The following is a 22,166-nucleotide window of genomic DNA, read 5'->3' as shown; positions in this document are numbered from 1 at the left end:
TCGGGCATGGCCCCGCTCTCGACGGGTGCGCTCGTGGTGTTCGCACTCGTCGCCGTCGCCCTGATGCTGTTCGTCACGGAGTGGCTCCCACCGGACATGACGGCGGTGGCCGTCCTCGTCTCGTTGGCCGTCCTCGAACCGTACACCGGGGTCCCCGCCCGGGAGGCAATCTCGGGGTTCGCCAGTCCCGCCGTGGTCACCATCGTCGCCATGTACATCCTCAGCGCCGGTGTGGAGGCGGCCGGGGTCGTCGATTGGCTCGGCGTGCGACTGGCGGCCCTCACGGGCGGCGACGAACGCCGCCTGCTCGCGGCAATCGTCGGCACCACGGGCGTCGGTGCCGGGTTCGTCAACAACACGCCCATCGTCGCCGTCTTCATCCCCCTCGTCACCGGCCTCTCGGAGCGGTACGGACTCTCGCCGTCGAAACTGCTCCTCCCGCTCTCCTTCGCGGCGATGCTCGGGGGGACGCTGACGCTCGTCGGCACCGCGACGAACCTGCTGGCCAGCGACATCTCGCGTGACCTGTTGAACGAGCCGTTCTCGATGTTCACGCTCACGCCCGTCGGTATCGTCGTCCTGCTGGTCGGGGTGGGCTACCTGCTCACCGTCGGCCGAGCGCTCGTCCCCGAGCGCGTCCACCCGGCGGCGGACTTCACCGAGGAGTTCGACATGGACCGGTACCTCGCGCAGTTACGGGTACGGGAGTCCTCGCCGCTGGTGGGCCTGACCGTCGCCGAGGCCCTCGACGGCGACGGGGTGGCCGCTCTCGTGGCCACCGAGAGCGTGTCGAGCCCGGAAGAGGAGGGGGCGGCGGCCGAACCCGAGGTCATCGACGTTGACGTCCTCCAGATAGACCGGGACGGCGAGTCGTTCTTCGCGACGGCGACGGACCGCACGCTGGAACCCGACGACGTGCTGACGGTCCGGGGGAGCAGACAGGCTGTCAACCAGTTCGGCGAGCGGTACGGCCTGCGGCAACTCCCGCGGGAGTCCGTGACCGAGGAACTGCTGGCCGAGAGCGGCCACCCCGGCTTCCTCGTCGAGGCCGTCGTCGACGGGGAGTCCCGTCTCCGGGGCCGCACCCTCGGTGACGTGGACCTTCGCTCGCGGTTCGACGTGACGGTGCTGGCGATTCGCCGGGGTGACGAACTCATCCGCGAGGGGTTCGGGGACGTCGAACTCTCCGCGGGCGACACCCTCCTCCTGCAGACGCCGATGGACGAAATCGGACACTTAGAGGAGGAGGGGTACCTCGTGTTGACCGAGGGGCCGCCGGAACTGTTCGACGTCATCCACGACGGGGAGGTGACGCAGTCGCTCAGTCCCCGGGCGCTGGTCCCCGTCGGTATCCTCGTGGCCGTCATCGCCCTCGCGGCGGTGGAGGCGATGCCGATATACATCGCCGCGCTGGGGGGCGTCGTGGCGATGGTGGCGACGGGCACGCTCAGCGCCACCCGGGCCTACGACGCGGTTAGCTGGAACGTCGTCTTCCTGCTGGCCGGCCTCCTCCCGCTTGGCGCGGCGATGCAGGCCACCGGCGGCGCGGCGTTCGTCGGTGGCCTCTTGGCGGACGTCGGCGGCGTCGTCCCGCCGCTCGCGTTGCTCGCGGTGTTCTACCTCCTGACCGCAGTGCTCGCGAGCGTCATCACGCCCGTCGCAACTGTCGTCCTGATGGCACCCATCGCCGTCGCCACGGCCGCCGACGTCGGCGCGGACGGGACGCCGTTCCTCCTCGTAGTCACCTTCGCCGTCGCCACCGCGTTCCTCACCCCGGTCGGCTACCAGACGAACCTGATGGTGTACGGCCCCGGCGGCTACCGCTTCACCGACTACGCCCGCGTCGGTGCCCCGTTGCAGTTGCTCCTCTGTGTCGTCACGACCCTCTCTGTCGCGGTCGTCTGGCCCCTCTAATCGCGGGGACGGTCAGGCCTGCTCGTCGTCTTTCAGTTCTTCCAGTTCCGACTCGACTTCGCTCTCGTCGACGTCCGGCGTCTCCACGTCGGCGGCGTCGTCGTCGGCGAGTTCCTGTTCGAGTTCCGTCTCGACGTCGCCGGCTTCGGGGTCGGCCGTCTCGCCCTCGGTCGGTTCCTCCTCGGCCTTGCCCATCTCCCGTTTCAGCGTGTCGAGTTCGGCGTCGACGGCCCCCTCCTGCTGGATGTCCTCCAGTTCCTGTTCCAGCGAGCTCTTGTCGGATATCTGGGACTCCAGCACCCCGTCCTCGCGGAGTTCGTCCATCGCCTGCGCGCGCGCCTCCATGTCCTCGGTCTGCTCCTCCGCGCGTTCGATGGCGCGGTTGACGTCCTCCATCTCCTCGCCGGCCCCGGTCATCGCCTCGTTGACCCGCGCGGAGGCCTTCGCGGCCTCGTGGCGGGCCTTCATCGTTTCCTTCTTCGTGCGGAACTGCTCTATCTGCCGCTGGAGTTCGTCCTTCTGCTCGACGAGTTGGTCCTGCTGGGACTCCAGATGGGCGATTTGTGAGTCCAGTTCCTCTATCTGGGTCATCTTCTGTTTCTTCTTCTCCAGGGCCTGCCGGGCGAGGTCCTCGCGGTCCTGCTTGACGGCCTGTCGGGCCTGGTCGTTGTGCTTCTCGACGTTCTCCTCCAGTCGGCGCTTCTGAATCTCCAGTCGCTTCTTCTGGGTCGTCAGGTCGGCGATGCCCTGCTTGACGTCCTGCAACTCGTTGCGCAACTGCTCGTAGCTGTAATCGAGGGTCTCGGCGGGGTCTTCGGAGCGGTTGAGCACCGCGTTCACCTTCGACCGGATGATGTACGAGGCGCGCGAGAGGATTCCCATGGCTCAACGTTCGGTGCTGTCGACTTAAATTTCTTCCACTGGTGTCGGCCCTGAGACGCCCGTTCGTCGCTCTCCGCGTCTCGCCCCTCGGTTCTCGGGTCGCACGACGCGCCGATAGATACTCCACCGTCGACGCCGAGGGTGTCGGCATGGGCGACCCAGTCCACGTCCCCGGCGGGCGCGACGTCGTGGCGACGCTCGACACACCGGACGCCGACCGCGTCGTCGTCGCCTGCCCGCCCCACCCGCAGTTCGGCGGGCGTCGGTCCGACCAGCGACTGCGTGCCGTGAGCGACGCGCTCTCGCCCGACGTCGCCTGCCTCCGCTTCGATTACGGCCCGTGGGACGAGGGCCGGGGTGAGCACGTCGACGCCGAGAACGCGCTGGCGTGGGCGAGCGACCGGTACGCGGCCGTGGGCCTGTTCGGGTACAGTTTCGGGGCAGGGGTGGCGCTTCGGGCGGCCGCCGAGGTGAGTGCCGACCACGCTCCCGACGCCCTCTCGGTGCTGGCCCCGCCCGCCGACCTCTCGGACGGCGACGCCGTGACCGCACTCGACGCCGTCGACTGCCCGGTGCAAGTGGTGTACGGCGAACGCGACGCCACCGTCGACTGGCGGCCGGTGGTCGAACGCGCCCGAGAACTCGGCCACGCCGTCGAGTCGGTCGCCGCGGACCACCACTTCGTCGGACAGGCGGAGAAGGTGGCCGACGGGGTGGCCGCGTTCCTCAGGGCGAACCTGTAGCGAGCGACCGGACCGAGAGAGCGCTCCCGCCGGCGGTGGTCCAGTCCAGCGCGACGACCCGGCCGTCGCCGTACCTGACCAGAACCTCCGCCTCCCCGTCGCCGTCGACGTCAGCGGGCGTGGCGAACGTCCAGATGGGCACCGAACGCTCGTAGGCGGCCCGTTCCTCGCCGGTCCGCCCGTCCAGCACCGCGACGGTGCCGCCGTTCGTCACCGCAATCACGTCCCGCGTGCCGTCGCCGTCCACGTCGCCCAGCACCGGCGCGTACGCCGTCTGACGCTCGCCGCCGCCGAGCGACGTGCGCCAGTCGGCCTCGCCCGACCCGGTGTCGACGGCCAGCACCGTGTTCCCGGCGACGCCGGCGTACACCTCGGTTTGCCCGTCGTCGTCGGCGTCGCCCACGTCGTGGATGCGCGGCGTGCCGCTGACGTTCGTCACCCACCGCCGGTCGCCGGTGGCCCCGTCGAGGGCGACCAGTCTGCCCGTACTCCCCGCCAGCACCGTCCCGTCGGGGCCGACGGCCAGCGTGGTCGCGTCGGCGTCGACGCGCCACCGATCGGTGCCGTCGCCCTCGTAGACGACGACGCCGCCGTCACCCCCGAGAACCACTTCCGAGGCCCCGTCGCCGTCCACGTCCGCGAGTCGAGGCCGGGCCCACACGGTCATGTTCGTACTCCGACGCCACGCCACGGTGCCGTTCCCGTGGGCGACGACGAGCGTTCCCGCGATGTCGCTCGTGACGACTTCCGGCGTCGTGTCGCCGGTGACGTTCCCGACCGAGGGCTGTCCGTAGCCGTACGTCGAGAGGGGGGCCCGCCACTCCTCTGTGCCCGAGGCCGCGTCGAGGACGACGACGGCGTCCTCCGTGGTGCCCACGGCCACCTCCGTCCCGCCGTCGCCGTCCACGTCGGCGACGGCCGGTTGAGTGAGCGCGTGGGTGAAACAGTCCTCCGCTGGGACCGACCACCGCCAGCGCGTCGCCCCGTCGCTCGGTCGGAGTCGGACGAGCGAACAGGAGTAGGGGCCGATGGGTTCGGCGTTGGGGACGGCCGCGACGGGCGCGACGATAGCGTCGCCGTGGGGACCGACGCCGACGGCGTGGTGGTTCACCTCGTTCTGCCGGGCGGTGTCGCTCACCCACGTCTGCGTGAGCGCGCCGCTCTCGGCCGTCACCCCGGCGACGGCGACGCCGAGGAGCGCGCCGCAGCAAAGCAGCGCCGCGAGGACCGTCCGGGGTCGCATTGCCGGCACTCGACGCCGACCGAGCATAAGGTCGGCTATCGTGTGCGCGCGGCGGGCGAGAGCGGTACGTACTTGCCCGACGGCCGGGTAGTGACGACTATGGACCGTCGCCGCTGTCGGGCGTTCGCGCTCGCAGTCACGACACTGGTCGCGCTGGGATTCGCCGGCACCGCCAGCGCCCACGGAAGCGTCGGGGGCGGCATCGAGGCGCCGATACCGCTGTGGCTCCTGTACGCCGGCGCGGGCGGCACCGTCGCCGTCACCGCCGGTTGGGTAGCCGTCGGGGAGCGAGAAACCGACAACGACCGCGACACGCCGTCCCTCGCCGTCCCGTTCTGGGCCGCACAGACCCTCGTGAACGTCGGGCGGGCCGTCGGCCTGTTCGCGCTGGTCGCCGTCCTCGCGAGCGGCGTCCTCGGCCAGCAGATACCCTCGGAGAACGTCGCGACGGTGCTGTTCTGGCCGGTGTGGCTGAAGGGACTCGGACTGGTCGCCGTCGTCGCGGGAAGCCCGTGGCGCGTCCTCTCGCCGTGGGGCACCGTCTACGCCGGTCTCGCACGACTGGAGGGCGGCCCACCGGCGGTGCTGGGCGAGTACCCCGAGCGCCTCGGCCACTGGCCCGCCGTCCTCGGGTTCGCGCTACTGGTCGGCGTCGTCGAGAACCTAACGACGCTCCCGCGTTCGCCGCGCCTCACTGCCGCGCTGGTGGCCGCCTACGCCCTCGTGATGGTGGTCGGAGCGCTCGCGTACGGTCCGACGTGGCTCCGGCGGGCCGACGCGCTGGCGGTTCTGTACCGACTGCTCGGACGGGTCGCGCCGATACGCGTAGACCGGGCCGGTGGCGGCTACCGAGTTTCGCTCCGGAGTCCGTGGCGCGCCTGTACCCGCACCGTGACCGACGACTCCACGGTGGCGTTCGTCGTCCTCGCCCTCTACACGGTCAGTTTCGACGGGGTAGCCGAGACGGCGGCCTTTCGAGCCCTACTGGCCGCCATGCCCGACGCGCTCGGTCCGACACCCGCCGCAATCGCCCTCTACCTCGCCGGGTTCGCCCTGTTTCTGGGGAGCTACGGGGCCGCCGTCTCGCTGGTCGACGCCGCCGCGGGCGAGGGGCGGGCGACCCGCCGGACGGCGACGGCGTTCGCCGCCTCCCTGCTCCCGATAGCGGCCGCCTACGAAGTGGCCCACACCTACCCCTTCGTCCTCCGGAACCTCGGGACGCTCACCGACCTGACGACCGGCGGACTCCTCTCGCCAGCCCCCGTCGCCGGCCTCTCGCTGGCGGCGTTCTGGGGGTCGCAGGTCGCCCTCGTCGTCGTCGGGCACCTCGTCGCCGTCGTGGCCGCTCACGCCGTCGCCGTCGACCGGTACGGCCGCGCGGGGGGTCGTCGGGGACACCTCCCGCTGGTCGTCGCGATGGTCGGCTACACCGTGTTCTCGCTGTGGATAATCTCGCAACCGGTCGTGACTTGAGGCGGGTCACCGACTGGCTCCCGTACGACGGACTGGCCGGACCGCTCGTCCTCGCGTCCGCCGGTGCGTTCGTACCAGACTGGCCGTCCACATCGGCCTCCTCGGTCCGGGTGACGAGGAGTGAGGCCGGGCGTACGCTTACAATACCTCACGGACAATGGTGAGATATGGCCACAGCCGAACCACCGTCACTCGGCGGACGGGCCAGTCACGGTGCCGTCTCGCTCGCCGCCGGGTTCCTCGCCGGCCTCGCACTGTTCCTCGCCGTCGGCGCCGCGAGGGAAGACGCTGTCTTCTCTGCGCTCTCGCTCGCGTTGGTCGTCGCCGTCAGCAGGACGCTAGCCGGGTGAACGCACCTGAAGCGCCGCCCGGGGTCGGGACACAAACGTCCAGTCGCTGACTGACAGGGCGTGACGAACGAGGGGTGTCCCGAAACCGTTTTGACGACACACGGTCCACCGTCGGTATGCCGACCGAACCCGAAACGGACTACGACCCTGAACTGGGTCGGAAGTTCATCTTCGTCACCGGTGGCGTGATGTCAGGACTGGGGAAGGGCATCACCGCCGCCAGCACGGGTAGGCTTCTCAAGAACGCCGGGTTCGACGTTACAGCGGTCAAGATAGACCCGTATCTGAACGTCGACGCCGGCACGATGAACCCCTTCCAGCACGGCGAGGTGTACGTGCTCAAAGACGGCGGCGAGGTCGACCTCGACTTGGGGAACTACGAGCGGTTCCTCGACATCGACATGACCTTCGACCACAACGTCACGACGGGGAAGACCTACCAGCACGTCATCGAGAAGGAACGCGCCGGCGACTACCTCGGTCGCACGGTCCAGATTATCCCGCACATCACCGACGACATCAAGCGCCGAATACGGGAGGCCGCCGAGGGCAACGACGTCTGTATCATCGAAGTCGGCGGCACCGTCGGCGACATCGAGGGGATGCCCTATCTGGAGGCCCTGCGCCAGTTCGCCCACGAGGAGGACGAGGAGGACATCCTCTTCACCCACGTCACGCTGGTCCCCTACTCGAAGAACGGCGAGCAGAAGACCAAGCCCACGCAACACTCCGTGAAGGAACTGCGCTCTATCGGGCTCCAGCCGGACATTCTGGTCGGCCGCTGTTCGGACAAACTCGACATCGACACCCGCGAGAAGATAGCGCTGTTCTGTGACGTCCCCACCGAGGCCGTCTTCTCGAACCCGGACGTCGACGACATCTACCACGTCCCGCTGATGGTCGAGGAGGAGGGGTTAGACGAGTACGTGATGGAACGGCTCGACATCGCAGACGAGGCGCTCCCCGAGGACGAGCGTGAGAACCGCTGGCGCGAACTCGTCACCCAACAGACAGACGGCGACGTCGACGTGGCCCTCGTGGGCAAGTACGACCTCGAAGACGCATACATGTCCGTCCACGAGGCGCTAAAACACGCCGGACTGGAGAAGAACGTCGACGTGAACGTCCACTGGGTCAACTCCGAGAAGATGCCCGACCACCACGAGGAGCGGATGCGAGAGGCCGACGCCATCGTCGTCCCCGGCGGCTTTGGCACACGTGGCACGCAGGGCAAGATAGACGCCATCCGGTACGCCCGGGAGAACGACGTGCCGTTCCTCGGTCTCTGTCTCGGCTTCCAGATGGCCGTCGTCGAGTACGCCCGGAACGTCCTCGGGCTAGAGGGCGCTCACTCCGCCGAACTCGACGAGGACACGCCACACCCCGTCATCGACATCCTGCCAGAGCAGTACGAAATCGAGGACATGGGCGGGACGATGCGACTGGGCGCTCACGAGACGGACATCGAAGCCGGGTCGCTCGCCGCCGCGCTGTACGGCGGTACTTCCTGCACCGAGCGACACCGTCACCGCTACGAGGTCAACCCCGAGTACTTCGACCGACTCGAAGACGCCGGCCTGAAGTTCTCCGGGCGCTCCGGGAACCGTATGGAGATACTCGAACTCGCGTCCGACGACCACCCGTACTTCATCGGGACGCAGTTCCACCCCGAGTTCCGCTCGCGCCCCACGAGGGCGAGTCCGCCCTTCGTCGGGCTACTGGAGGCCGTACTGGGCGACGACCCTCACGAGGTCGAGTCCGAGGAGGTGAGCCACTGATGGTGGACGTCGAGGAGTTCATCGAGGAGGCCAAAGCCGAAATCGCCGACGAGATAGGCGACAAGCACGCCGTCATCGGCCTCTCGGGCGGCGTCGACTCCTCCACCGCCGCGGCGCTGGCCTACGAGGCCATCGGCGACCAGTTGACGGCGGTGTACGTCGACACCGGCCTGATGCGGAAAGGCGAGACCGAGGAGATTCGCGAGACGTTCGACTACATGGACTCGCTCCGCATCGTCGACGCACAGGACCGCTTCCTAGAGGAACTGGAAGGCGAAACCGACCCCGAGGAGAAGCGCCACATCATCGGCGAGCAGTTCATCCGGGAGTTCGAGGAGGTCGCCCGCGAGGTGGACGCCGACTACCTCGTCCAGGGGACCATCTACCCCGACCGCATCGAGAGCGAGGGGACCATCAAGTCCCACCACAACGTCGGCGGCCTGCCGGAACGCATCGACTTCGAGGGCATCGTCGAACCGATGCGTGACCTCTACAAGGACGAGGTCCGCGAGGTGGCCCGCGCACTCGATCTAGAGGAGATAATCTCCGAGCGGATGCCGTTCCCCGGCCCCGGTCTGGCCGTCCGCATCATCGGCGAAGTCACCGAGGAGAAACTCGAAGTCGCCCGCGAGGCCAACCACGTCGTCGAGGAGGAACTGGAGGAGTACGACCCGTGGCAGGCGCTCGCGGCCGTCATCGGGAAGGCGACCGGCGTCAAGGGCGACAACCGGGTCCACGGCTGGGTCGTCGCGGTTCGGTCCGTCGAGTCCCGCGACGGCATGACCGCCCGAGCGCAGGAACTCGACTGGGAGACGCTCCAGCGGATGCAGTCCCGCATCACGGGTGCCCACGAGAACGTCGCCCGCGTCGTCTACGACGTCACGCACAAACCGCCGGCGACCATCGAGTACGAATGAAGGTAGTCATCGTCGGGTCAGACCCGGACGGCATCACCGACGCACTCGAAGCGGAGGGTCACACCGCGACCGTCGCCGACGTGGGCAACCGCCCCGGACTGGAGGAGGCCGGCGTCCACGACGCCGACGTCTACCTCCTGACGGAGATGGCACAGGCGACTTCCATCGCCGTGGCCAAGGACCTCAACCCCGACCTGCGCGTGGTCGTCTACGCCGAGGGGTCCCTGCCCGACTTCGCCAGCAGACAGGCCGACCTCGTCGTGGACCCGAACCTGCTTCCGCCCGAGGCCGTCGCCGAGGAACTGTAGGCGGCCCTCGTTCTCACACCGTCGTCGCCAGTTCCGCCAAGCGGCCGCTCCCGTCCCGCTTGAACGGGACGCCGTGACCGACCGCCGCCGCGTCGAACGGCGGGACGCGGTCGACCAGTTCGCGGATGCTCCGTGTCACCGCGCCCGTGTCGTAGCTAATCAGCCACGGTGAAGGCGTCAGTTTACCCCGGTTCTCCCGAACGAGGTCGCCGAGGAACGCCACCGACAGCGCCTCGCTGACGTAACAGACGTGGCCCGGCGTGTGACCGGGCGTGTGGTAGACCGTGAAACTCCCGACGGTGTCCCCGTCGTCCAGCGGTTCGACCGGATTCGTGGGCGCTGACGCGAGGCGACGCGTGACCCGTTGGAGCGCGCCCTTGTGGTTCGAGACGGGCGGCTTGTCCGCGCCGGTCACGTACGGTTCGTCGGCCGCGCCGACGTAGATTGTCAGGTCCACGCCGTCGAACGCCGAGAGGCCGCCGACGTGGTCCACGTCGTAATGGGTGACGAGGATGCGGTCCAAGTCACGCAACTCGAAGCCCGCCTCTCTGACGCCGGCGACGAGCGAGTTGCCGTGCCACGGCATGCCGGCGTCGACCAACGTGAGCGTCCCCTCGTCGTCGGCGAGGTAGGCGTTGGCTCCCGAGAGGTCGTACCACCAGACGTCGTCCGTGAGCGGCGTCACCATACCCGTGCGTTGGACCGCCGGCGTCAAAACCCTTCTTCGGGCGCGACCCACCACGGCGAGAGCAGCCACAGTCACGGTGGCGGTGTCACGAGGGGAGTCCCCCCACCGATGTAGTCGTCGACCGGCTCGTAATATTATATATCAGGCTCCGAAAGCGCTGTGTATGGGAACGTTCGGGGATGGTTCTGACGAGGACCGGGCGAGAGAGTTGGCAGCAGCCGCGTACGGTGACTCCGTGACCGTCGACCGACTGACGACCACGTCGACGGGGATGCTACAGAAGGACGTGCTCGCCGACGAGCCCCTCCTCTCGTATCTCGGACCGGACGAACAGCCACACTGCTACCTGTACAACGACACGAAGGGGATAACCCGGAACGGGACTACGGTCGGCGGTGGCAACGACGCCTCGTACCGGAGCATCTGTCTCGTGACCGACCAGCGCGTTCTCTTCGTCACCGCCGGGTCGAGGGGCGAGTCGCTCTGGCCGGGCGCAATCACCGGCGTCGAAGCGAGCGACGGTCGCATGAAACACCGACTGACGCTCACGACCGCGGAGAACGAGTACACCTTCTACGCGAACAACTCCCTGAGCGACGACGAGTTACACCAGTGTCGTCAGTACATCGAAGACCTCGCAGAGGCGACGCCACCACGGGAAGACGGGGCGGAGACGTCGGTCGTCGAGGGTCTCTCGGGCGTGTGGACGGATACACTCGACGAGGGGCCGGTAGCCGAGGAGGCGCTCGACGCCGAGCCACAGGGCTCGTACGTCACGAGAGCACGCTACGAGAAGGTCAAAGGCATCCTCGACCCGGGCGAGACGGTCCACTTCATCACGCGGGGGTCGACGGTCGACGTCGAGGGGTCCAGCGCCGGCAACTCGCTGTTCGGGGACGACCGCAGTCGCAAGAGCGGCACCAGCGGGTGGGTCCGTGCCGTCGTCACCGACAAGCGCGTAGCCATCAAGATTCCGCAGTTCCTCGGGACCGACGAGCGGTCGGTCCCCTACAGCAGTATCACCAGCGTCGACCTCGATACGGGGTTGGTCAACAAGCGGTTGACGCTCCAAACGGCGGGGCAGACGTATCACATCGAGGCTCACGACCCCGGAAAGGACGAGGTCCGCCGAGCTATCAGGTTCGTCCGCCAGCAGGTCGCGGCGGCGAACCAGCCACAGGTCGTCCAACAGGAACCGGCCGAGACGGAGCCCGACCCGCTCGAACAGATAGAGAAACTGAAAGAGCTCAACGACGCCGGTGCTATCAGCGACGAGGAGTTCGAGGAGAAGAAGCAGCGCCTCCTCGACAAGATTTAGGCCGGTCGTGGGGTCTCGAACGCCAGTTCCGGCGTGGGTAAGCCGTCGTGGGCAAATCGGTGGCATCGTCCCTCACGGGTCGGTTCTCGGCACTCGCGGGCCGTGTCGGCGCTACCGTGACATCGGATGGCGGCGTCTGCGGGAACCGGCAGCGGGTTAGCAACTCCGGGACGAGGACCGGTATCCGGTTCACTCGTCCATCGCGTAGGCGAGTCGGTGGGGCACCAGCGTCAACGTGCGGACGATGGCGGCGAGGGCGACGAAGATGCCGACGAGGATGTGCGCGATGCCGCCGAGTTTCAGCCAAAGCAACAGCGACGGGAACTTGTGGATGGTCGCGAGTTGGCTGTTGAGCAGGGTCGCACCGGCGCGGTCCGGGCCGCCACCGGCGAGGCTGTGGGCCGTCTGCGTGGCGAAGAACTGGTCGACGAGCGGGTGGAACTGCGTGAACTCGAGGAAGAGCGCGGTCCCGACGAGCAGGTATCCGACGGCCACGAACCCGGCGCCGACCACGAGCATCTTCTTTATCGACCCCATCGTCGAGAGGATGGTCTCGGGACTGTACGTCTCCATCGCGGGTGGCGTTTCGGTTGCCATGACGTACTGAGAGACGATAGGTTACTATCTAAAATTGGGTTACTAAAGCATACCCACCTCGAAACCGCGATAGAGTTATATACGGTGAGCTATCCCTCAGCTCAGAACGGGAGCTGTGACCGCAGGTAGTGGTATCCGGTCTTGACCTTCGAGGGCGCCCGGATGCGGTCCATCTCCGCGTCGGTCAGTTCGAAGTCGAAGACAGCGAGGTTCTCGGCGAGGTGGTCGCGGCCGCTGGCCTTCGGGATAGCGGCGACGCCGTCCTGTTGAACGAGCCATCGGAGCGCGACCTGTGCCGGGGACTTGCCGTAGCGGTTGCCTATCTGGACGAGCGCCGGGTCCTCCAGAACGCCGCCGCGGGCCAGCGGACTGTACGCCGTCAGGAGGACGTCGTGGATGCGACAGTAGTCCAGCAGTCGCGTCTGGTCCCAGTAAGGGTGGTACTGCACTTGGTCGGTGAGAATCGGCGCGTCGGAGAGTTCACGGGCCTCGTCGAGGAGCGACGGCGAGAAGTTGCTCACTCCGACGTTGCGGACCAGTCCGTCGTCCACGAGGTCGTTCATCGCGCCGATGGTCTCCGACAGCGGCGCCATCCACGGCGTATTGGGCCAGTGGACGAGCAGGAGGTCCAGATAGTCTGTGCCGAGTCGGTTGAGGCTCTCCCGGGTCGACTGTCGGACCCGCCGGGCGCTCCGGTTGCTCCCGTCGAGTTTCGTCACGAGGAACACGTCGTCGCGGTCCACGTCGGCGGCGTCGATACCCGCGCCCACCTGTCGCTCGTTGCCGTACGCCTGCGCGGTGTCCACGTGCCGATACCCCATCTCCAGCGCCGTCCGGACCGTCTCGTGACACTGCGGGCCGGTCAGTTGCCACGTGCCCAGACCGAGCGCGGGGACGGACTCGCCTTGCACCGCAATCGTCTCCATACCCGTCGTTGGGGGGCGACCGGGAAAACGACGGTGGCGATGGAGGTCGTGAGAAGGCGACCGGAGCGGAGCGTCGGGCAGTCGTGACGGTGACAGCCGATGCCGTCACGAGGAGAGACTGGTCGGGCGTGCCGAAGTGGAGGGGTCGTCCTGTGACGGACGGGCGACCGAGTGCGGGGACTCAGAACGGCAGACCGAACGCGGACGTGTGCCGGTCTAGCGCTCGATAATCGTCCCGCCCGCGCCGACGGCGACGTCGACGTGCCCGCGGACGACGGCCTTCAGGTTCTGGCCGGTCGGCGTCTCGTTCTGGGTCCACTCGCGGCCGAGTTCGTACGCCTTGCCGCCGCCGCCGACCGTGTAGCCGTCGTCGTCGCCGTCGGTGACCTCGACGTCGCGCAGTCCGGCGTCGCCGGTGTCGGACGGCGTCCACTCGCTGCCGTCCCAGTGGAACACCATCCCGCCGCCGCCGGAGACCCAGACGTCGTCGAAGCCGTCCGAGTCGACGCCGTAGAAGTTGACGTTGGCGTCGGCCAACCCTATCTTGGTCCACGTGGCCCCGTCCTGCGTGCGGAAGACGGACTTGTTGCCGTCGACGATGTGACCGCACCGGTCGTCGAAGAAGTCGACGGCGTTGATGGCCGACCCGGACCCCGGCGTGACGTACTCCCACGTCCCGGTCTCGCCGTTCTCGAAGGAGTGGTACATCTTCCCCGAGTCGCCGGCGACGTAGACGTTGGCCTCGCCGGCCGCTCCCGTGACCGAGACGTCGTTGAAGTTGTTGGTCACGTCCATGGGGGCGCTGTGGTCGGTGAGGACGCCGGACTCGACGTCGTACTCCCCGATTGCGCCCGAGGACCCGACGAACCAGAGGCGCTCCCCGTCGTCGGTCACGTCCGCGCCGTAGAGACTGTTCCCGTTGCCGGTCGGGCCGCCACCGAGGATTTTCTGCCAGCCCAGTTCCGTCCGTTCGAGGACGACGCCACCGCCGGCAACGGCGTACGCTCCCGCGTCCGTGTGCGCCACGTCGTAGAGCGTGTTACCCGTCGGCGACTCGACGACCTCCCACGGACTGCTCGCGGCGGCAGGCCCGGAGAGGGCGGCCGTGCCCATCGCGGCAGCGACTGACACACCGATACCCTTCAGGACGCCACGTCGGGTGGCTTCGCGTTCGGACATTGCACCCGGGTCGTGGGACGAGTGCCACTTCAATGGTCAGAGCGGTTAAGCCGGTTTTTCGCGGTTTTCGGCCCGTGGAACCGCATTTTTCTCGCCGAAGACGCGTCCGAACCGTTCGATTCCCCGTACTCGGCCGCAGTCAGTCGTTTACACCCGATTAAACGGTCTAAAACGAACGAAATCGTCACAGGGTTCATGCCAGTCCGGTCGGCGGCGGTTGGTCTCGGTGGGCGGCCCCCTCGCTCGCGCGGTCCCGAGTCACTCGCGCAGGTGGTCGACCAGTTCCGGGGCCTCCGTCGCGATTATCTCGTCGACGGCGAGGCTCGCGACCTCCCCGTCGGCCGGCAGGCAGAACACGGGCGTCCCCTCGGCGATACCCGCGGTGGCACGCACCGCGACGATGCCGGTCCCGATGTAGTCGAACAGGAGCGTGCGGAACGCCTCGCCGAACCCGGGGAGCGCCTTCTCGAACAGCGGGTGGACCGCCTCGACGGTCACCTCGCTGGCGGCGATGCCGACGCCGCCGCCGGTCACCACCACGTCCACGTCCTCGCGGCCGACCAGCGTGTCCACGGCCTGCTGGACGCCGTCGTAGTCCCCGCGGAGTCGCTCCTGCGCGGTGACGGTGTGGCCCACGGACTCGACGGCCGTCACTATCGCCTCGGCCGTGGGGTCCCCGCCCTGTCCGGTCGCCGTCCCGACGGTGACGACGGCCACGTCGACGGGAGTGACCGCCGGCGGCGTCGGTTCCGAGTCTGCCCGCGTCTCCGACGCGCCAGTCGCCACCTTCGACCCCGCCGCGCCGGCGGGAGACGGGGCCTCGGACGACGCCGAGGCCGATGACTCGCCGGACGTGCGCGACTCTCGGTCGCTCGCCGCCTCGTTCCCCTCGTCGGTGTCCGCTTCGGTGGCCGCCTCGGCCGCCGTCGAATCCGACGCTCCCGCGCCACCTTCGGCGAGCGGGTCGTCTCCACCCGTCTCGGTCCCTCTCGCGCCCGAGTGCTCCCGACGCTCCGCGTCCCCCGTCGCCTCGGTCTGCTCGGGGCCGTCGTCGGTCGCCTGTTTCCCTGCCTCGGGGGCCGTCTCCGAGGGGTCACCGGAAGGGGCGTCGGTCGGCTCGTCTGCCCCGTCGCTCCCCTCCTCGGACCGGTCCGCCTCCGTCTCCGCCCCGTCGGGTTCCTCCGTCTCCTCCTCCTCGTCTTCGCCGAGGCCGCGCCGCGTGTCGCGGGACTGGAAGTCGACCATACCGGCACGAGGGCGTCGCCGGGGTAAATGTTTCTGGCTACCGTCCGGAGAGTGCCGGCAGTCGCCGTATTATTCACCCAGCCAGAAACTTTATCAATCGAACACGAATCGGATTTCACATGGATAGGGTCTACCACGTCACGTGCCACGAGTGTCAGTTCGAGGGGTTGTTCGAGGACCACGCGACGGCACTCGACGAATGGAACGCGCACGAACGGGACGAGGACCACCGCGTGAGCCTCCTCGAAATCGACCGCCCGTCGCCGCGCAGGCCCGCCTGAGCGGCGGACCGCCAGCGTTTTGCGCGCGCTATCCCGACCTGCGTGTATGCAGACCGTCCAGTACAGCGGCTACGGGGTGGGCCACGTCGTCACGGCGGGTGAACGCGATGCCTGAGGACGAGGGCGTCACCGTAACCCCCGACGACGGCGATGAGCGGGCGGACGACGCCCAGAACGACGGCTACGTCCACCGACCCAGCGGCGAACCGCCGACACAGGCCGAGACGAGCGGCGAGTTCGGCTGGGAGGGGTGGGCGCTCGTCGGCATGATAGTCGTGGGCTTCCTCCTGATTCCCGTCGCCATCCTCGTCCTGCCGGCCGCACAGGGGGTCGTCCGGTCGCTGGGACTGACCCTCAGGGCCGCCTATCTGGCGCTCCCGCTCGTCCCGGCGTTCCTGCTGGGGGCCGTCGCGGTGTGGTCGGCGCTCCGCTCGCGGCGCTCGTAGTATCGCCAGCGATACTGGGCCGAGAACGTTTATTTGCGAGTCTCCCGAGCGTCGAAACAGATGCTGCTGTCTCCCCTGTCAGTGGTCCTCCTCGCGGCCGTGGCCGGGATGGGCGTGGCCGTCCTCGTCTGGCTCCACCGCGACAGCCCCGGTGCCGGACCGCTGGCGGCGTTCGTCGTCGCCGCGAGCCTCTGGGCCGTCGCGAAGGGGGTGGAACTGGCCGTGCCGGACGTGCCGACCATGGTGTGGCTCCTGCAGGTCCAACTGACGCTTTCGGTGGTCATCCCCGTCGCGTGGCTCGCGACAGTCTTGGAGTACACCGGTCACCCCTACTGGCTCACCCGTCGCCGGGTCGCCCTCTTGCTCGCCGAACCCGCCGTGTTCGTCACGCTGGTCTGGTCCAACGAGGCGCACGGACTGGTCTGGACCGCCACCCAGACGGCCGTCGTCGCCGAGGGGAGCGCGCTCCTGCCGGTCTGGGGACTGGCGCGGTGGGGTCACCTCGCGTACATGCTGGCGCTGGTGCTCGCCGGCGGCGTCCTGCTCGTCCGCCAGATGTTCCGGACGAACCAACTGTTCCGGAGCCACAGCCTCGCGCTACTGGTCGCCATCACGGTGCCGACGGCCGCCCAGTCGCTCCACGCGCTCGACCTCCTCGGGACCACGGTGGACCCGACCAGCCTCGGCTACGTCGTCTCCGGCATCGTCCTCTCCGGGGCCATGTTGCGCGGGCAGTTGCTGGACGTCGCGCCGGTGACCCGTGACCTCGGCCGGGAGGCCATCTTCGCGGAGATGGACGACCGGGTCGTCATCGTCGACGAGAGCGGGCGCATCGTCGACGTGAACGCGGCGGCCGCGTCGCTGTTCGACGCGGACCCGGCCGCGCTCCCGGGCCGGTCGCTACGAGCCGAACTGCCGGCGCTGGCCGAGACAGTGCCCGAGGCCGGCGAGGGCGCACAGACCGAGACGCGACTCGCCGGCGACGGCGGCGTCCGGTACTACGACGTCCGGGTGACGCCGCTGTACCGGGCCTACGGCGTCGTCTCGGGCCACCTCGTCAGCCTGCGCGACGTGACCGAGCGCCGCCAGCGCGAACAGCGAATCGACGTGCTGAACCGCCTGCTCCGGCACAACATCCGCAACGAGATGAACGTCGTCCGGGGGAACGCGGACCTCCTGGCCGACAGGGTCGCGGACGCCGACGACGAACGGCGACTCGACCGAATCGTCCGGACCGTCGACGACGTCGTCGACCGGAGCAACAAGATAGGGCGCGTCTCCGAGACGCTTGAGAGCGAGACCCCCCGGCCGGTCGCGCTCCGACCGCTCCTCGTTCCGGTGGTCGACACCGTCCGGAGCCGCAACCCCGAGGCTGACCTCTCGCTGTCCTGTCCCGAGGACTGCTGGGTCGAGGGCGGCCCGTCGCTCACGCTCGCCTTCGAGGAACTGCTCGACAACGCCGTCGAGCACAGCGACGGGCCGCCGACCGTCGAGGTGACCGTCGAACCGCCCGGCCCGGACACCGGCGTCGTCGTCTACGTCTCCGACGACGGCCCCGGCATCGAACCCTACGAACGGGAGGTCATCCTCGCCGGCGAGGAGACGCCCCTCCAGCACGGGTCCGGCGTCGGCCTGTGGCTGGTGAAGTGGGTCGTCCGCAACGCGGGCGGGACGCTGTCGTTCGCCGAGGGACCGGGCACGACCGTCGAGGTAGAACTGCCGGCGGCCGACCCGGTCGAAGACGGCGACCCGGTGCCGGACGACCCCGACGCGTCGGTCTCGCTCCCCCCGGACCGGTGACTACCACGGTTTCGGTTCCCGGTCGCGCCAGAACTGGCCGCCCGGCCCGTCGGGTCGGAACCGCGCCAGCCACACCGGGGTCTCCGCCCCTTTCTCCGGGGTTCGCGGCGCGGACTGCTCAGTCATGTCGGTCTGGACGTAGCCCGGGCACACCGAGTTCGCGAGCAGTCCCTCGCCGCCGTACTCCCCGTCGAGGTAGCGCGTCAGCCCGTTCAGGCCGGTCTTCGAGATACGGTAGGCCGGCGTCCCACCGGACTGACGTTCGGTGATGGCACCCAGCCCCGAGGAGACGTTGACGACCCGACCGCCGGGTCGGTCGAGCAGTAGCGGGAGCGCGTGTTTCGTCAGCACCGTCGGCCCCCGGAGGTTGGTGTCGAGAGTCCGGTCGATGACCTCGGTTGGCATCGAGTCGAGCGGTTCCCGCGAGTCCATCACCCCCGCGTTGTTGACCAACACGTCGAGACGGCCCGCTTCGTCGGCGATGCGGTCGACGGCGGCCGCCATCTCCGCGTCGTCGGTCACGTCGAGTTCAACCGGGCGGCGGTCGCTCGCCGCCACGTCGTCTGGGTCTCTGGCACCGACGTACACCGTCGCGCCCCGGTCGACGAGGCCGTCCGCGATGGCTCGCCCGATGCCGCGGGTCGCGCCGGTGACCAGCGCGACCTGCCCGTCGAGCGAGTCGTAGAGTGGTACGTCCATGCGCCCGCTACGGCGGGACTCCGGAAAAGCTAGACGACCCCGGCCATCAGGAGCATGACGCCGAACCCGGCCAGCGCGACCACCGGTCCGGCTATCGCCACTCGTGGGACGTTGCCGGCGAACTGCCCGAGCGAGGGGTTGCCGGCGTGCGCGACGGCGATGGGGGCCGCGAGTCGGCCGCCCTCGACGCGACCCACGACGGTTACCTCGTCGCCGGGGTCGACCCGCCGCTCCAAGACGGGGCCGTCCGTCTCGCCGACGAGGAAGCCCAGACTCGCGCCGTCGGGGTCGACCCGGACGCCGCCGTACTCGTCGGTCACCTCGAAGGTCGTCCCCGTCCGTTCGGCGTCGAGCAGTTGCTGCGCCCGGCCCGTGTCGGCCGCCGCGGCGTACGTCTCGCCGCCGGCGACGTGGCCGGCCTCCGCGACCAGTACCGGGTCGCCGCTGTGCGGTGCCGCCACCGTTCCAGCGACTGGTTCGGCGGTGCCCGTGACCGCCGCCACGCCGTCGGTCGGCAGGTCGCTGGGGGCGACGTGGGCCGCGTCCCGGAGCGTCGTCGCGGTGCCGTAGTGACGGCCGCCGTGGGCGGTCATGAACGTCCCGACCACCAACGCGACGAGGCCCACGTGGTACAGCGAGAGGTCGTACCGGCCCTCGATGGCCGGCGGCGACCCGAGGGCGTAGGTACTCGTGACGAGGGCGACGACGAGAACCGTCCCGCCGACGAACAACACCGTCCGCTCCCGGTCGGCGGTCAGATACGCGAACAGGCGCGTGCCCTGATACCGGTCGACGGCGACGAGGAGGACGGCGACGAGCGCGAGCGGGAGAGCGAAGTCCCAGAGGAACCCACCGAGCATATCCCTCCTGCTTTCCCGGCCCGTAAAAAACTAGCCTAGCGCTCCTCGTCGCGGCGCATCGCTATCTCGAACCACGGGCACAGACGGAGTTGCCGGTAGTACTCGGGGTGTTCCCGCAGGCGGTCGTACGGGACCCACATGACGCCGTCGACCTCCTCGGGGTTCGGGTCCAGCGAGGTGTCGGTGAGGGTGGCCTGCAACACCGCACAGACCTCCCACTCCAGCCCCGCGTTCTCGTAGTACCGCTTGTACTCGAAGCGGTCGGTCACCCGCAGGTCGTCGTACTGGTCGGGGGTAACGCCGAGTTCCTCTTCGAGGCGCTCCTCGGTCGCCTCCACCTGCGTCTGGCCCTCGACGGGGTGGGACGCGACGGTGCCGTCCCAGTGGGTGTCCCAGAGGCGCTTGGTGGCCGCTCGCTGGGCCAGCAACACCCGGTCGTCCTCGTCGAACAGCAGTGCGGTGAACGCGCGGTGACGGACGCCGTCGCCGGTGTGGGCCTCGAGGCGGTTGACCAGACCCTCCTCGTTGTCGTCGGCGTCGACGGCGATGACGTCCTGCTCGGCGTTCTCGTGTGTCTCGTCCGCGTCGGTGCTCATGTGGCCTACAAATCTCGGAGGGGATTCTTACACGCTTCGACTTCCCGCGCCTACCGCAGGTCCTCGACGAACTGCTTGACCACCTTCTCCTCGGCGCGGTGGAGCGTCTCGCTACAGGTTGACTTGGCGATGCCGACGCACTCGGCCAGTTCCGTCAGCGAGCAGTCCCGCGGCGTGTCGTAGTACCCCTCCTCGACGGCCGCCGAGAGCAGGTCCAGTTGGCTCTCGGTGAGCAACTGCTCGGACTCGACGTGTTGCTGGATGCGTTCGACGCTGAACGGGATGCCGAACTCCGAGAGTTGCTCGCCCAGTTCGGAGAGGCGGTGCTGTGGGGCCGTTATCTCCCAGACGGCCTCTCCGTCTTGCAGGGTGAAGGGCATCTCCAGCGGAATCCCGGACCCCTGTACCGGGAAGAGGAGCAACGGGGTGGACGTCTCGAACTGAATCAGCGCCGTCTCCTCGCGGTGGGAGAGTATCTCCATCGAGAGGACGCCCTCGCGTGACTCGACGTCCCGCAGGACCCCCGGCAGGTCGTCGGCGGTCACCTCGGCCAGTCCGACGCCCGACTCCTCGCCGGGGAGGGCCGCGAGGATGCGGAACGTCGCTTCGGCGTTGCGCCGCGAGACGTCGCCGATCCAGATGTCGTCCGGTATCGTGAGAGTGAGTTCTGCACGCGGCATGGTTCTATCCGAATATATTCGGTCGAACGGCAGGGCAATTTGTCCCGAACATGTTCGGGTTTTCGCCCGCCGTCCTGAAGAACGTATCGGCGGTCCGTCACACGGGGTCGAGGCGGCGACCGTACGCCGCCAGACAGCGCCGGGCCCGTTCGAGACGGGCGGCCCGTCGCTCGTCCGTCCGGGCTTCGAGCCGCCGTAGCGTCGCTCGGAGTCGCGTGGCCTGTCCCGCGTCCGGCGGTTCCGGGTGCACCTCGGCGAGGTACCAGAGGCGCGCGGCCACGTCGTCGAGTCGGTCCTCGACGCCCGAGTCCGGCGGCGTCTCGATGGCTCGCAGCACCGCCCGGTTGGCTCGTCTGACGAGCGCTCGGCACATATCTCTCCCGTGGGCACACGACCGCATGAAAGCCGACCCGAAATCGTTCGGGGCCACCGAACCCTTATCTCGCTCGCCGGTCGCCATCCGGTATGGAACGCGTCTCGCTGACCCGCGTCGTCGACGCCGACGAGGAGGCCGTCCGGGCCGCGATGGCCGACGTCGAACCGTTCATGACGGCCACGGGCGTCGACGAGGTGGCCGTCGAGGGCGACACGCTCCGGATGCGCAACCGGATGGGACTGTTCGAGATAGAACTGGACCTCGAACTGCTCGACGTCGACGACGTCGCGCTGGCTTACGAGCAACGCGAGGGCGTCTTCGACTCGATGCGCACCGAGTACCGCGTGGCGAGCGTCGCGGACGGAACCGAGGTGACGGCGACGACGGAGTTCACCGCCCTCGACCTCGCGGTCATCGGTCCGGTGCTCGACAGCACCGTCGTGAAGCGACAGCGCCGGAAGGAACTGAACCGCCAGCTCGACTGGCTGGCGTCGCGCGTCGAATAAAGACCCGAACACCTTCGGGACAGGACACAGCGGTGCGGGAGCGCAAGTGCCGACCATGAGCCACGCCCACGAGGACAGGCCGTCCGTGACCGACGAGATTCACGACAACTCGTGGTCGGCGAATCTCGAAGGCCCGGCCCACGCCGAGGACCGCTCGCTGGTGGTCGCACAGGCCCGGGAGGCCATCGAGAAGACCACCGCCGGCAACCACGTCAACCTCGTCACGCACGCCGCCCACGGCCACCCGGAGACGTACCTCTACGACCCGCTCAGAGAGCGGTTCGGTGACCGCGTCGACCTGACCTACGTCGACCAGTGTGGCTGTGGCGGCCACGTCGTCCGAGCGCGGGTGAGCGAGTGA

25 protein-coding genes are annotated in these 22,166 nt (G+C 68.7%); 13 read left to right on the top strand and 12 right to left on the bottom strand.

The genetic code is table 11. The features are described from left to right. Positions 1-6 precede the first annotated feature (6 nt). Positions 7-1,914, top strand: a complete 1,908-nt coding sequence (locus Hhyl6_RS12570) for an SLC13 family permease (RefSeq protein ID WP_483739532.1) — start codon at positions 7-9, stop codon at positions 1,912-1,914. A gap of 12 nt (positions 1,915-1,926) precedes the next feature. Here Hhyl6_RS12570 and Hhyl6_RS12565 read toward each other — a convergent pair whose 3' ends face one another. Beyond that, positions 1,927-2,796: a PspA/IM30 family protein gene (locus tag Hhyl6_RS12565; RefSeq protein WP_483739531.1), complete on the bottom strand. Its 870-nt coding sequence runs from the start codon at positions 2,794-2,796 to the stop codon at positions 1,927-1,929. A gap of 149 nt (positions 2,797-2,945) precedes the next feature. Between Hhyl6_RS12565 and Hhyl6_RS12560 the strand changes: the two genes are divergently transcribed. Continuing rightward, complete coding sequence (locus tag Hhyl6_RS12560; RefSeq protein ID WP_483739530.1) at positions 2,946-3,539, top strand: alpha/beta hydrolase; 594 nt, start codon at positions 2,946-2,948, stop codon at positions 3,537-3,539. On the opposite strand, the gene Hhyl6_RS12555 is transcribed toward Hhyl6_RS12560, so the two are convergent. Next, positions 3,523-4,782: an outer membrane protein assembly factor BamB family protein gene (locus Hhyl6_RS12555; RefSeq protein WP_483739529.1), complete on the bottom strand. Its 1,260-nt coding sequence runs from the start codon at positions 4,780-4,782 to the stop codon at positions 3,523-3,525. The two genes, Hhyl6_RS12560 and Hhyl6_RS12555, sit on opposite strands and share 17 nt — an antisense overlap. Before the next feature lie 99 nt (positions 4,783-4,881). Between Hhyl6_RS12555 and Hhyl6_RS12550 the strand changes: the two genes are divergently transcribed. From Hhyl6_RS12550 to Hhyl6_RS12530, 5 genes are all read left to right on the top strand, one after another. Continuing rightward, positions 4,882-6,255 carry a hypothetical protein gene (locus tag Hhyl6_RS12550; protein ID WP_483739528.1) on the top strand — a complete coding sequence of 458 codons (1,374 nt, stop codon included), beginning with the start codon at positions 4,882-4,884 and terminating at the stop codon, positions 6,253-6,255. A gap of 167 nt (positions 6,256-6,422) precedes the next feature. Beyond that, on the top strand, positions 6,423-6,605 hold the full coding sequence (locus Hhyl6_RS12545) for a hypothetical protein (protein ID WP_483739527.1): 183 nt from the start codon (positions 6,423-6,425) through the stop codon (positions 6,603-6,605). 116 nt (positions 6,606-6,721) lie between these two features. Beyond that, entirely contained in the window at positions 6,722-8,383 is a 1,662-nt protein-coding gene (locus Hhyl6_RS12540; protein ID WP_483739526.1) for a CTP synthase, read from the top strand. Further along, a complete protein-coding gene (gene guaA / locus Hhyl6_RS12535) occupies positions 8,383-9,300 on the top strand; it encodes a glutamine-hydrolyzing GMP synthase (protein WP_483739525.1) in 918 nt (305 codons plus the stop codon). The genes Hhyl6_RS12540 and guaA overlap by 1 nt, the downstream gene beginning before the upstream one ends. Beyond that, entirely contained in the window at positions 9,297-9,608 is a 312-nt protein-coding gene (locus Hhyl6_RS12530; RefSeq protein WP_483739524.1) for a DUF7126 family protein, read from the top strand. Before guaA ends, Hhyl6_RS12530 begins: the two co-directional genes overlap by 4 nt. A gap of 13 nt (positions 9,609-9,621) precedes the next feature. On the opposite strand, the gene Hhyl6_RS12525 is transcribed toward Hhyl6_RS12530, so the two are convergent. Further along, on the bottom strand, positions 9,622-10,296 hold the full coding sequence (locus Hhyl6_RS12525) for an MBL fold metallo-hydrolase (protein ID WP_483739523.1): 675 nt from the start codon (positions 10,294-10,296) through the stop codon (positions 9,622-9,624). A 163-nt stretch (positions 10,297-10,459) separates the two neighbouring features. On the opposite strand from Hhyl6_RS12525, the gene Hhyl6_RS12520 reads away from it, so the two are divergent. Next, complete coding sequence (locus tag Hhyl6_RS12520) at positions 10,460-11,614, top strand: PH domain-containing protein (RefSeq protein WP_483739522.1); 1,155 nt, start codon at positions 10,460-10,462, stop codon at positions 11,612-11,614. A 189-nt stretch (positions 11,615-11,803) separates the two neighbouring features. On the opposite strand, the gene Hhyl6_RS12515 is transcribed toward Hhyl6_RS12520, so the two are convergent. From Hhyl6_RS12515 to Hhyl6_RS12500, 4 genes are all read right to left on the bottom strand, one after another. Next, positions 11,804-12,211, bottom strand: coding sequence for a hypothetical protein (locus tag Hhyl6_RS12515; protein ID WP_483739521.1), 408 nt, complete (start codon positions 12,209-12,211; stop codon positions 11,804-11,806). Between the two features lie 101 nt (positions 12,212-12,312). Next, positions 12,313-13,137, bottom strand: coding sequence for an aldo/keto reductase (locus Hhyl6_RS12510; RefSeq protein ID WP_483739520.1), 825 nt, complete (start codon positions 13,135-13,137; stop codon positions 12,313-12,315). 216 nt (positions 13,138-13,353) lie between these two features. Further along, complete coding sequence (locus Hhyl6_RS12505) at positions 13,354-14,316, bottom strand: WD40/YVTN/BNR-like repeat-containing protein (RefSeq protein ID WP_483739519.1); 963 nt, start codon at positions 14,314-14,316, stop codon at positions 13,354-13,356. Between the two features lie 258 nt (positions 14,317-14,574). Then, positions 14,575-15,561 carry a molybdopterin-binding protein gene (locus Hhyl6_RS12500; RefSeq protein ID WP_483739518.1) on the bottom strand — a complete coding sequence of 329 codons (987 nt, stop codon included), beginning with the start codon at positions 15,559-15,561 and terminating at the stop codon, positions 14,575-14,577. A gap of 119 nt (positions 15,562-15,680) precedes the next feature. On the opposite strand from Hhyl6_RS12500, the gene Hhyl6_RS12495 reads away from it, so the two are divergent. From Hhyl6_RS12495 to Hhyl6_RS12485, 3 genes are all read left to right on the top strand, one after another. Next, complete coding sequence (locus Hhyl6_RS12495) at positions 15,681-15,842, top strand: hypothetical protein (RefSeq protein ID WP_483739517.1); 162 nt, start codon at positions 15,681-15,683, stop codon at positions 15,840-15,842. 107 nt (positions 15,843-15,949) lie between these two features. After that, positions 15,950-16,288, top strand: coding sequence for a DUF7977 family protein (locus tag Hhyl6_RS12490; RefSeq protein WP_483739516.1), 339 nt, complete (start codon positions 15,950-15,952; stop codon positions 16,286-16,288). Positions 16,289-16,348: 60 nt separating this feature from the next. Continuing rightward, positions 16,349-18,088 carry a histidine kinase N-terminal 7TM domain-containing protein gene (locus tag Hhyl6_RS12485; protein WP_483739515.1) on the top strand — a complete coding sequence of 580 codons (1,740 nt, stop codon included), beginning with the start codon at positions 16,349-16,351 and terminating at the stop codon, positions 18,086-18,088. On the opposite strand, the gene Hhyl6_RS12480 is transcribed toward Hhyl6_RS12485, so the two are convergent. From Hhyl6_RS12480 to Hhyl6_RS12460, 5 genes are all read right to left on the bottom strand, one after another. Then, entirely contained in the window at positions 18,089-18,787 is a 699-nt protein-coding gene (locus Hhyl6_RS12480) for an SDR family NAD(P)-dependent oxidoreductase (protein ID WP_483739514.1), read from the bottom strand. 29 nt (positions 18,788-18,816) lie between these two features. Next, positions 18,817-19,647: a hypothetical protein gene (locus tag Hhyl6_RS12475; RefSeq protein WP_483739513.1), complete on the bottom strand. Its 831-nt coding sequence runs from the start codon at positions 19,645-19,647 to the stop codon at positions 18,817-18,819. Between the two features lie 35 nt (positions 19,648-19,682). Next, the gene (idi, locus tag Hhyl6_RS12470) at positions 19,683-20,243 is read right to left on the bottom strand and encodes an isopentenyl-diphosphate Delta-isomerase (RefSeq protein WP_483739512.1); all 561 of its coding nucleotides are present in this window, start codon (positions 20,241-20,243) and stop codon (positions 19,683-19,685) included. 50 nt (positions 20,244-20,293) lie between these two features. Further along, positions 20,294-20,923: a helix-turn-helix domain-containing protein gene (locus tag Hhyl6_RS12465; RefSeq protein WP_483739511.1), complete on the bottom strand. Its 630-nt coding sequence runs from the start codon at positions 20,921-20,923 to the stop codon at positions 20,294-20,296. Between the two features lie 97 nt (positions 20,924-21,020). After that, entirely contained in the window at positions 21,021-21,296 is a 276-nt protein-coding gene (locus Hhyl6_RS12460; RefSeq protein WP_483739510.1) for a DUF7553 family protein, read from the bottom strand. Between the two features lie 92 nt (positions 21,297-21,388). On the opposite strand from Hhyl6_RS12460, the gene Hhyl6_RS12455 reads away from it, so the two are divergent. Continuing rightward, a complete protein-coding gene (locus tag Hhyl6_RS12455) occupies positions 21,389-21,805 on the top strand; it encodes an SRPBCC family protein (protein ID WP_483739509.1) in 417 nt (138 codons plus the stop codon). 55 nt (positions 21,806-21,860) lie between these two features. After that, positions 21,861-22,166, top strand: a complete 306-nt coding sequence (locus Hhyl6_RS12450) for a CGCGG family putative rSAM-modified RiPP protein (protein ID WP_483739508.1) — start codon at positions 21,861-21,863, stop codon at positions 22,164-22,166.

This window comes from Haloarcula sp. H-hyl6, from assembly GCF_056934455.1.
This window is presented reverse-complemented; position numbering and strand designations above follow the sequence as displayed.

Bases quoted from the DNA above. Each gene is read 5' to 3' on its own strand.
- Hhyl6_RS12565 (WP_483739531.1), bottom strand. From the start codon at position 2,796: ATGGGAATCCTCTCGCGCGCCTCGTACATCATCCGGTCGAAGGTGAAC.
- Hhyl6_RS12560 (WP_483739530.1), top strand. From the start codon at position 2,946: ATGGGCGACCCAGTCCACGTCCCCGGCGGGCGCGACGTCGTGGCGACG.
- Hhyl6_RS12520 (WP_483739522.1), top strand. From the start codon at position 10,460: ATGGGAACGTTCGGGGATGGTTCTGACGAGGACCGGGCGAGAGAGTTG.
- Hhyl6_RS12515 (WP_483739521.1), bottom strand. From the start codon at position 12,211: ATGGCAACCGAAACGCCACCCGCGATGGAGACGTACAGTCCCGAGACC.
- Hhyl6_RS12495 (WP_483739517.1), top strand. From the start codon at position 15,681: ATGGATAGGGTCTACCACGTCACGTGCCACGAGTGTCAGTTCGAGGGG.
- Hhyl6_RS12505 (WP_483739519.1), bottom strand. From the start codon at position 14,316: ATGTCCGAACGCGAAGCCACCCGACGTGGCGTCCTGAAGGGTATCGGT.
- Hhyl6_RS12525 (WP_483739523.1), bottom strand. From the start codon at position 10,296: ATGGTGACGCCGCTCACGGACGACGTCTGGTGGTACGACCTCTCGGGA.
- Hhyl6_RS12455 (WP_483739509.1), top strand. From the start codon at position 21,389: ATGGAACGCGTCTCGCTGACCCGCGTCGTCGACGCCGACGAGGAGGCC.
- Hhyl6_RS12530 (WP_483739524.1), top strand. From the start codon at position 9,297: ATGAAGGTAGTCATCGTCGGGTCAGACCCGGACGGCATCACCGACGCA.
- Hhyl6_RS12500 (WP_483739518.1), bottom strand. From the start codon at position 15,561: ATGGTCGACTTCCAGTCCCGCGACACGCGGCGCGGCCTCGGCGAAGAC.
- Hhyl6_RS12465 (WP_483739511.1), bottom strand. From the start codon at position 20,923: ATGCCGCGTGCAGAACTCACTCTCACGATACCGGACGACATCTGGATC.
- Hhyl6_RS12555 (WP_483739529.1), bottom strand. From the start codon at position 4,782: ATGCGACCCCGGACGGTCCTCGCGGCGCTGCTTTGCTGCGGCGCGCTC.
- Hhyl6_RS12475 (WP_483739513.1), bottom strand. From the start codon at position 19,647: ATGCTCGGTGGGTTCCTCTGGGACTTCGCTCTCCCGCTCGCGCTCGTC.
- Hhyl6_RS12570 (WP_483739532.1), top strand. From the start codon at position 7: ATGGCCCCGCTCTCGACGGGTGCGCTCGTGGTGTTCGCACTCGTCGCC.
- Hhyl6_RS12460 (WP_483739510.1), bottom strand. From the start codon at position 21,296: ATGTGCCGAGCGCTCGTCAGACGAGCCAACCGGGCGGTGCTGCGAGCC.
- guaA (WP_483739525.1), top strand. From the start codon at position 8,383: ATGGTGGACGTCGAGGAGTTCATCGAGGAGGCCAAAGCCGAAATCGCC.
- Hhyl6_RS12480 (WP_483739514.1), bottom strand. From the start codon at position 18,787: ATGGACGTACCACTCTACGACTCGCTCGACGGGCAGGTCGCGCTGGTC.
- Hhyl6_RS12540 (WP_483739526.1), top strand. From the start codon at position 6,722: ATGCCGACCGAACCCGAAACGGACTACGACCCTGAACTGGGTCGGAAG.
- Hhyl6_RS12510 (WP_483739520.1), bottom strand. From the start codon at position 13,137: ATGGAGACGATTGCGGTGCAAGGCGAGTCCGTCCCCGCGCTCGGTCTG.
- Hhyl6_RS12485 (WP_483739515.1), top strand. From the start codon at position 16,349: ATGCTGCTGTCTCCCCTGTCAGTGGTCCTCCTCGCGGCCGTGGCCGGG.
- Hhyl6_RS12450 (WP_483739508.1), top strand. From the start codon at position 21,861: ATGAGCCACGCCCACGAGGACAGGCCGTCCGTGACCGACGAGATTCAC.
- idi (WP_483739512.1), bottom strand. From the start codon at position 20,243: ATGAGCACCGACGCGGACGAGACACACGAGAACGCCGAGCAGGACGTC.
- Hhyl6_RS12545 (WP_483739527.1), top strand. From the start codon at position 6,423: ATGGCCACAGCCGAACCACCGTCACTCGGCGGACGGGCCAGTCACGGT.
- Hhyl6_RS12550 (WP_483739528.1), top strand. From the start codon at position 4,882: ATGGACCGTCGCCGCTGTCGGGCGTTCGCGCTCGCAGTCACGACACTG.
- Hhyl6_RS12490 (WP_483739516.1), top strand. From the start codon at position 15,950: ATGCCTGAGGACGAGGGCGTCACCGTAACCCCCGACGACGGCGATGAG.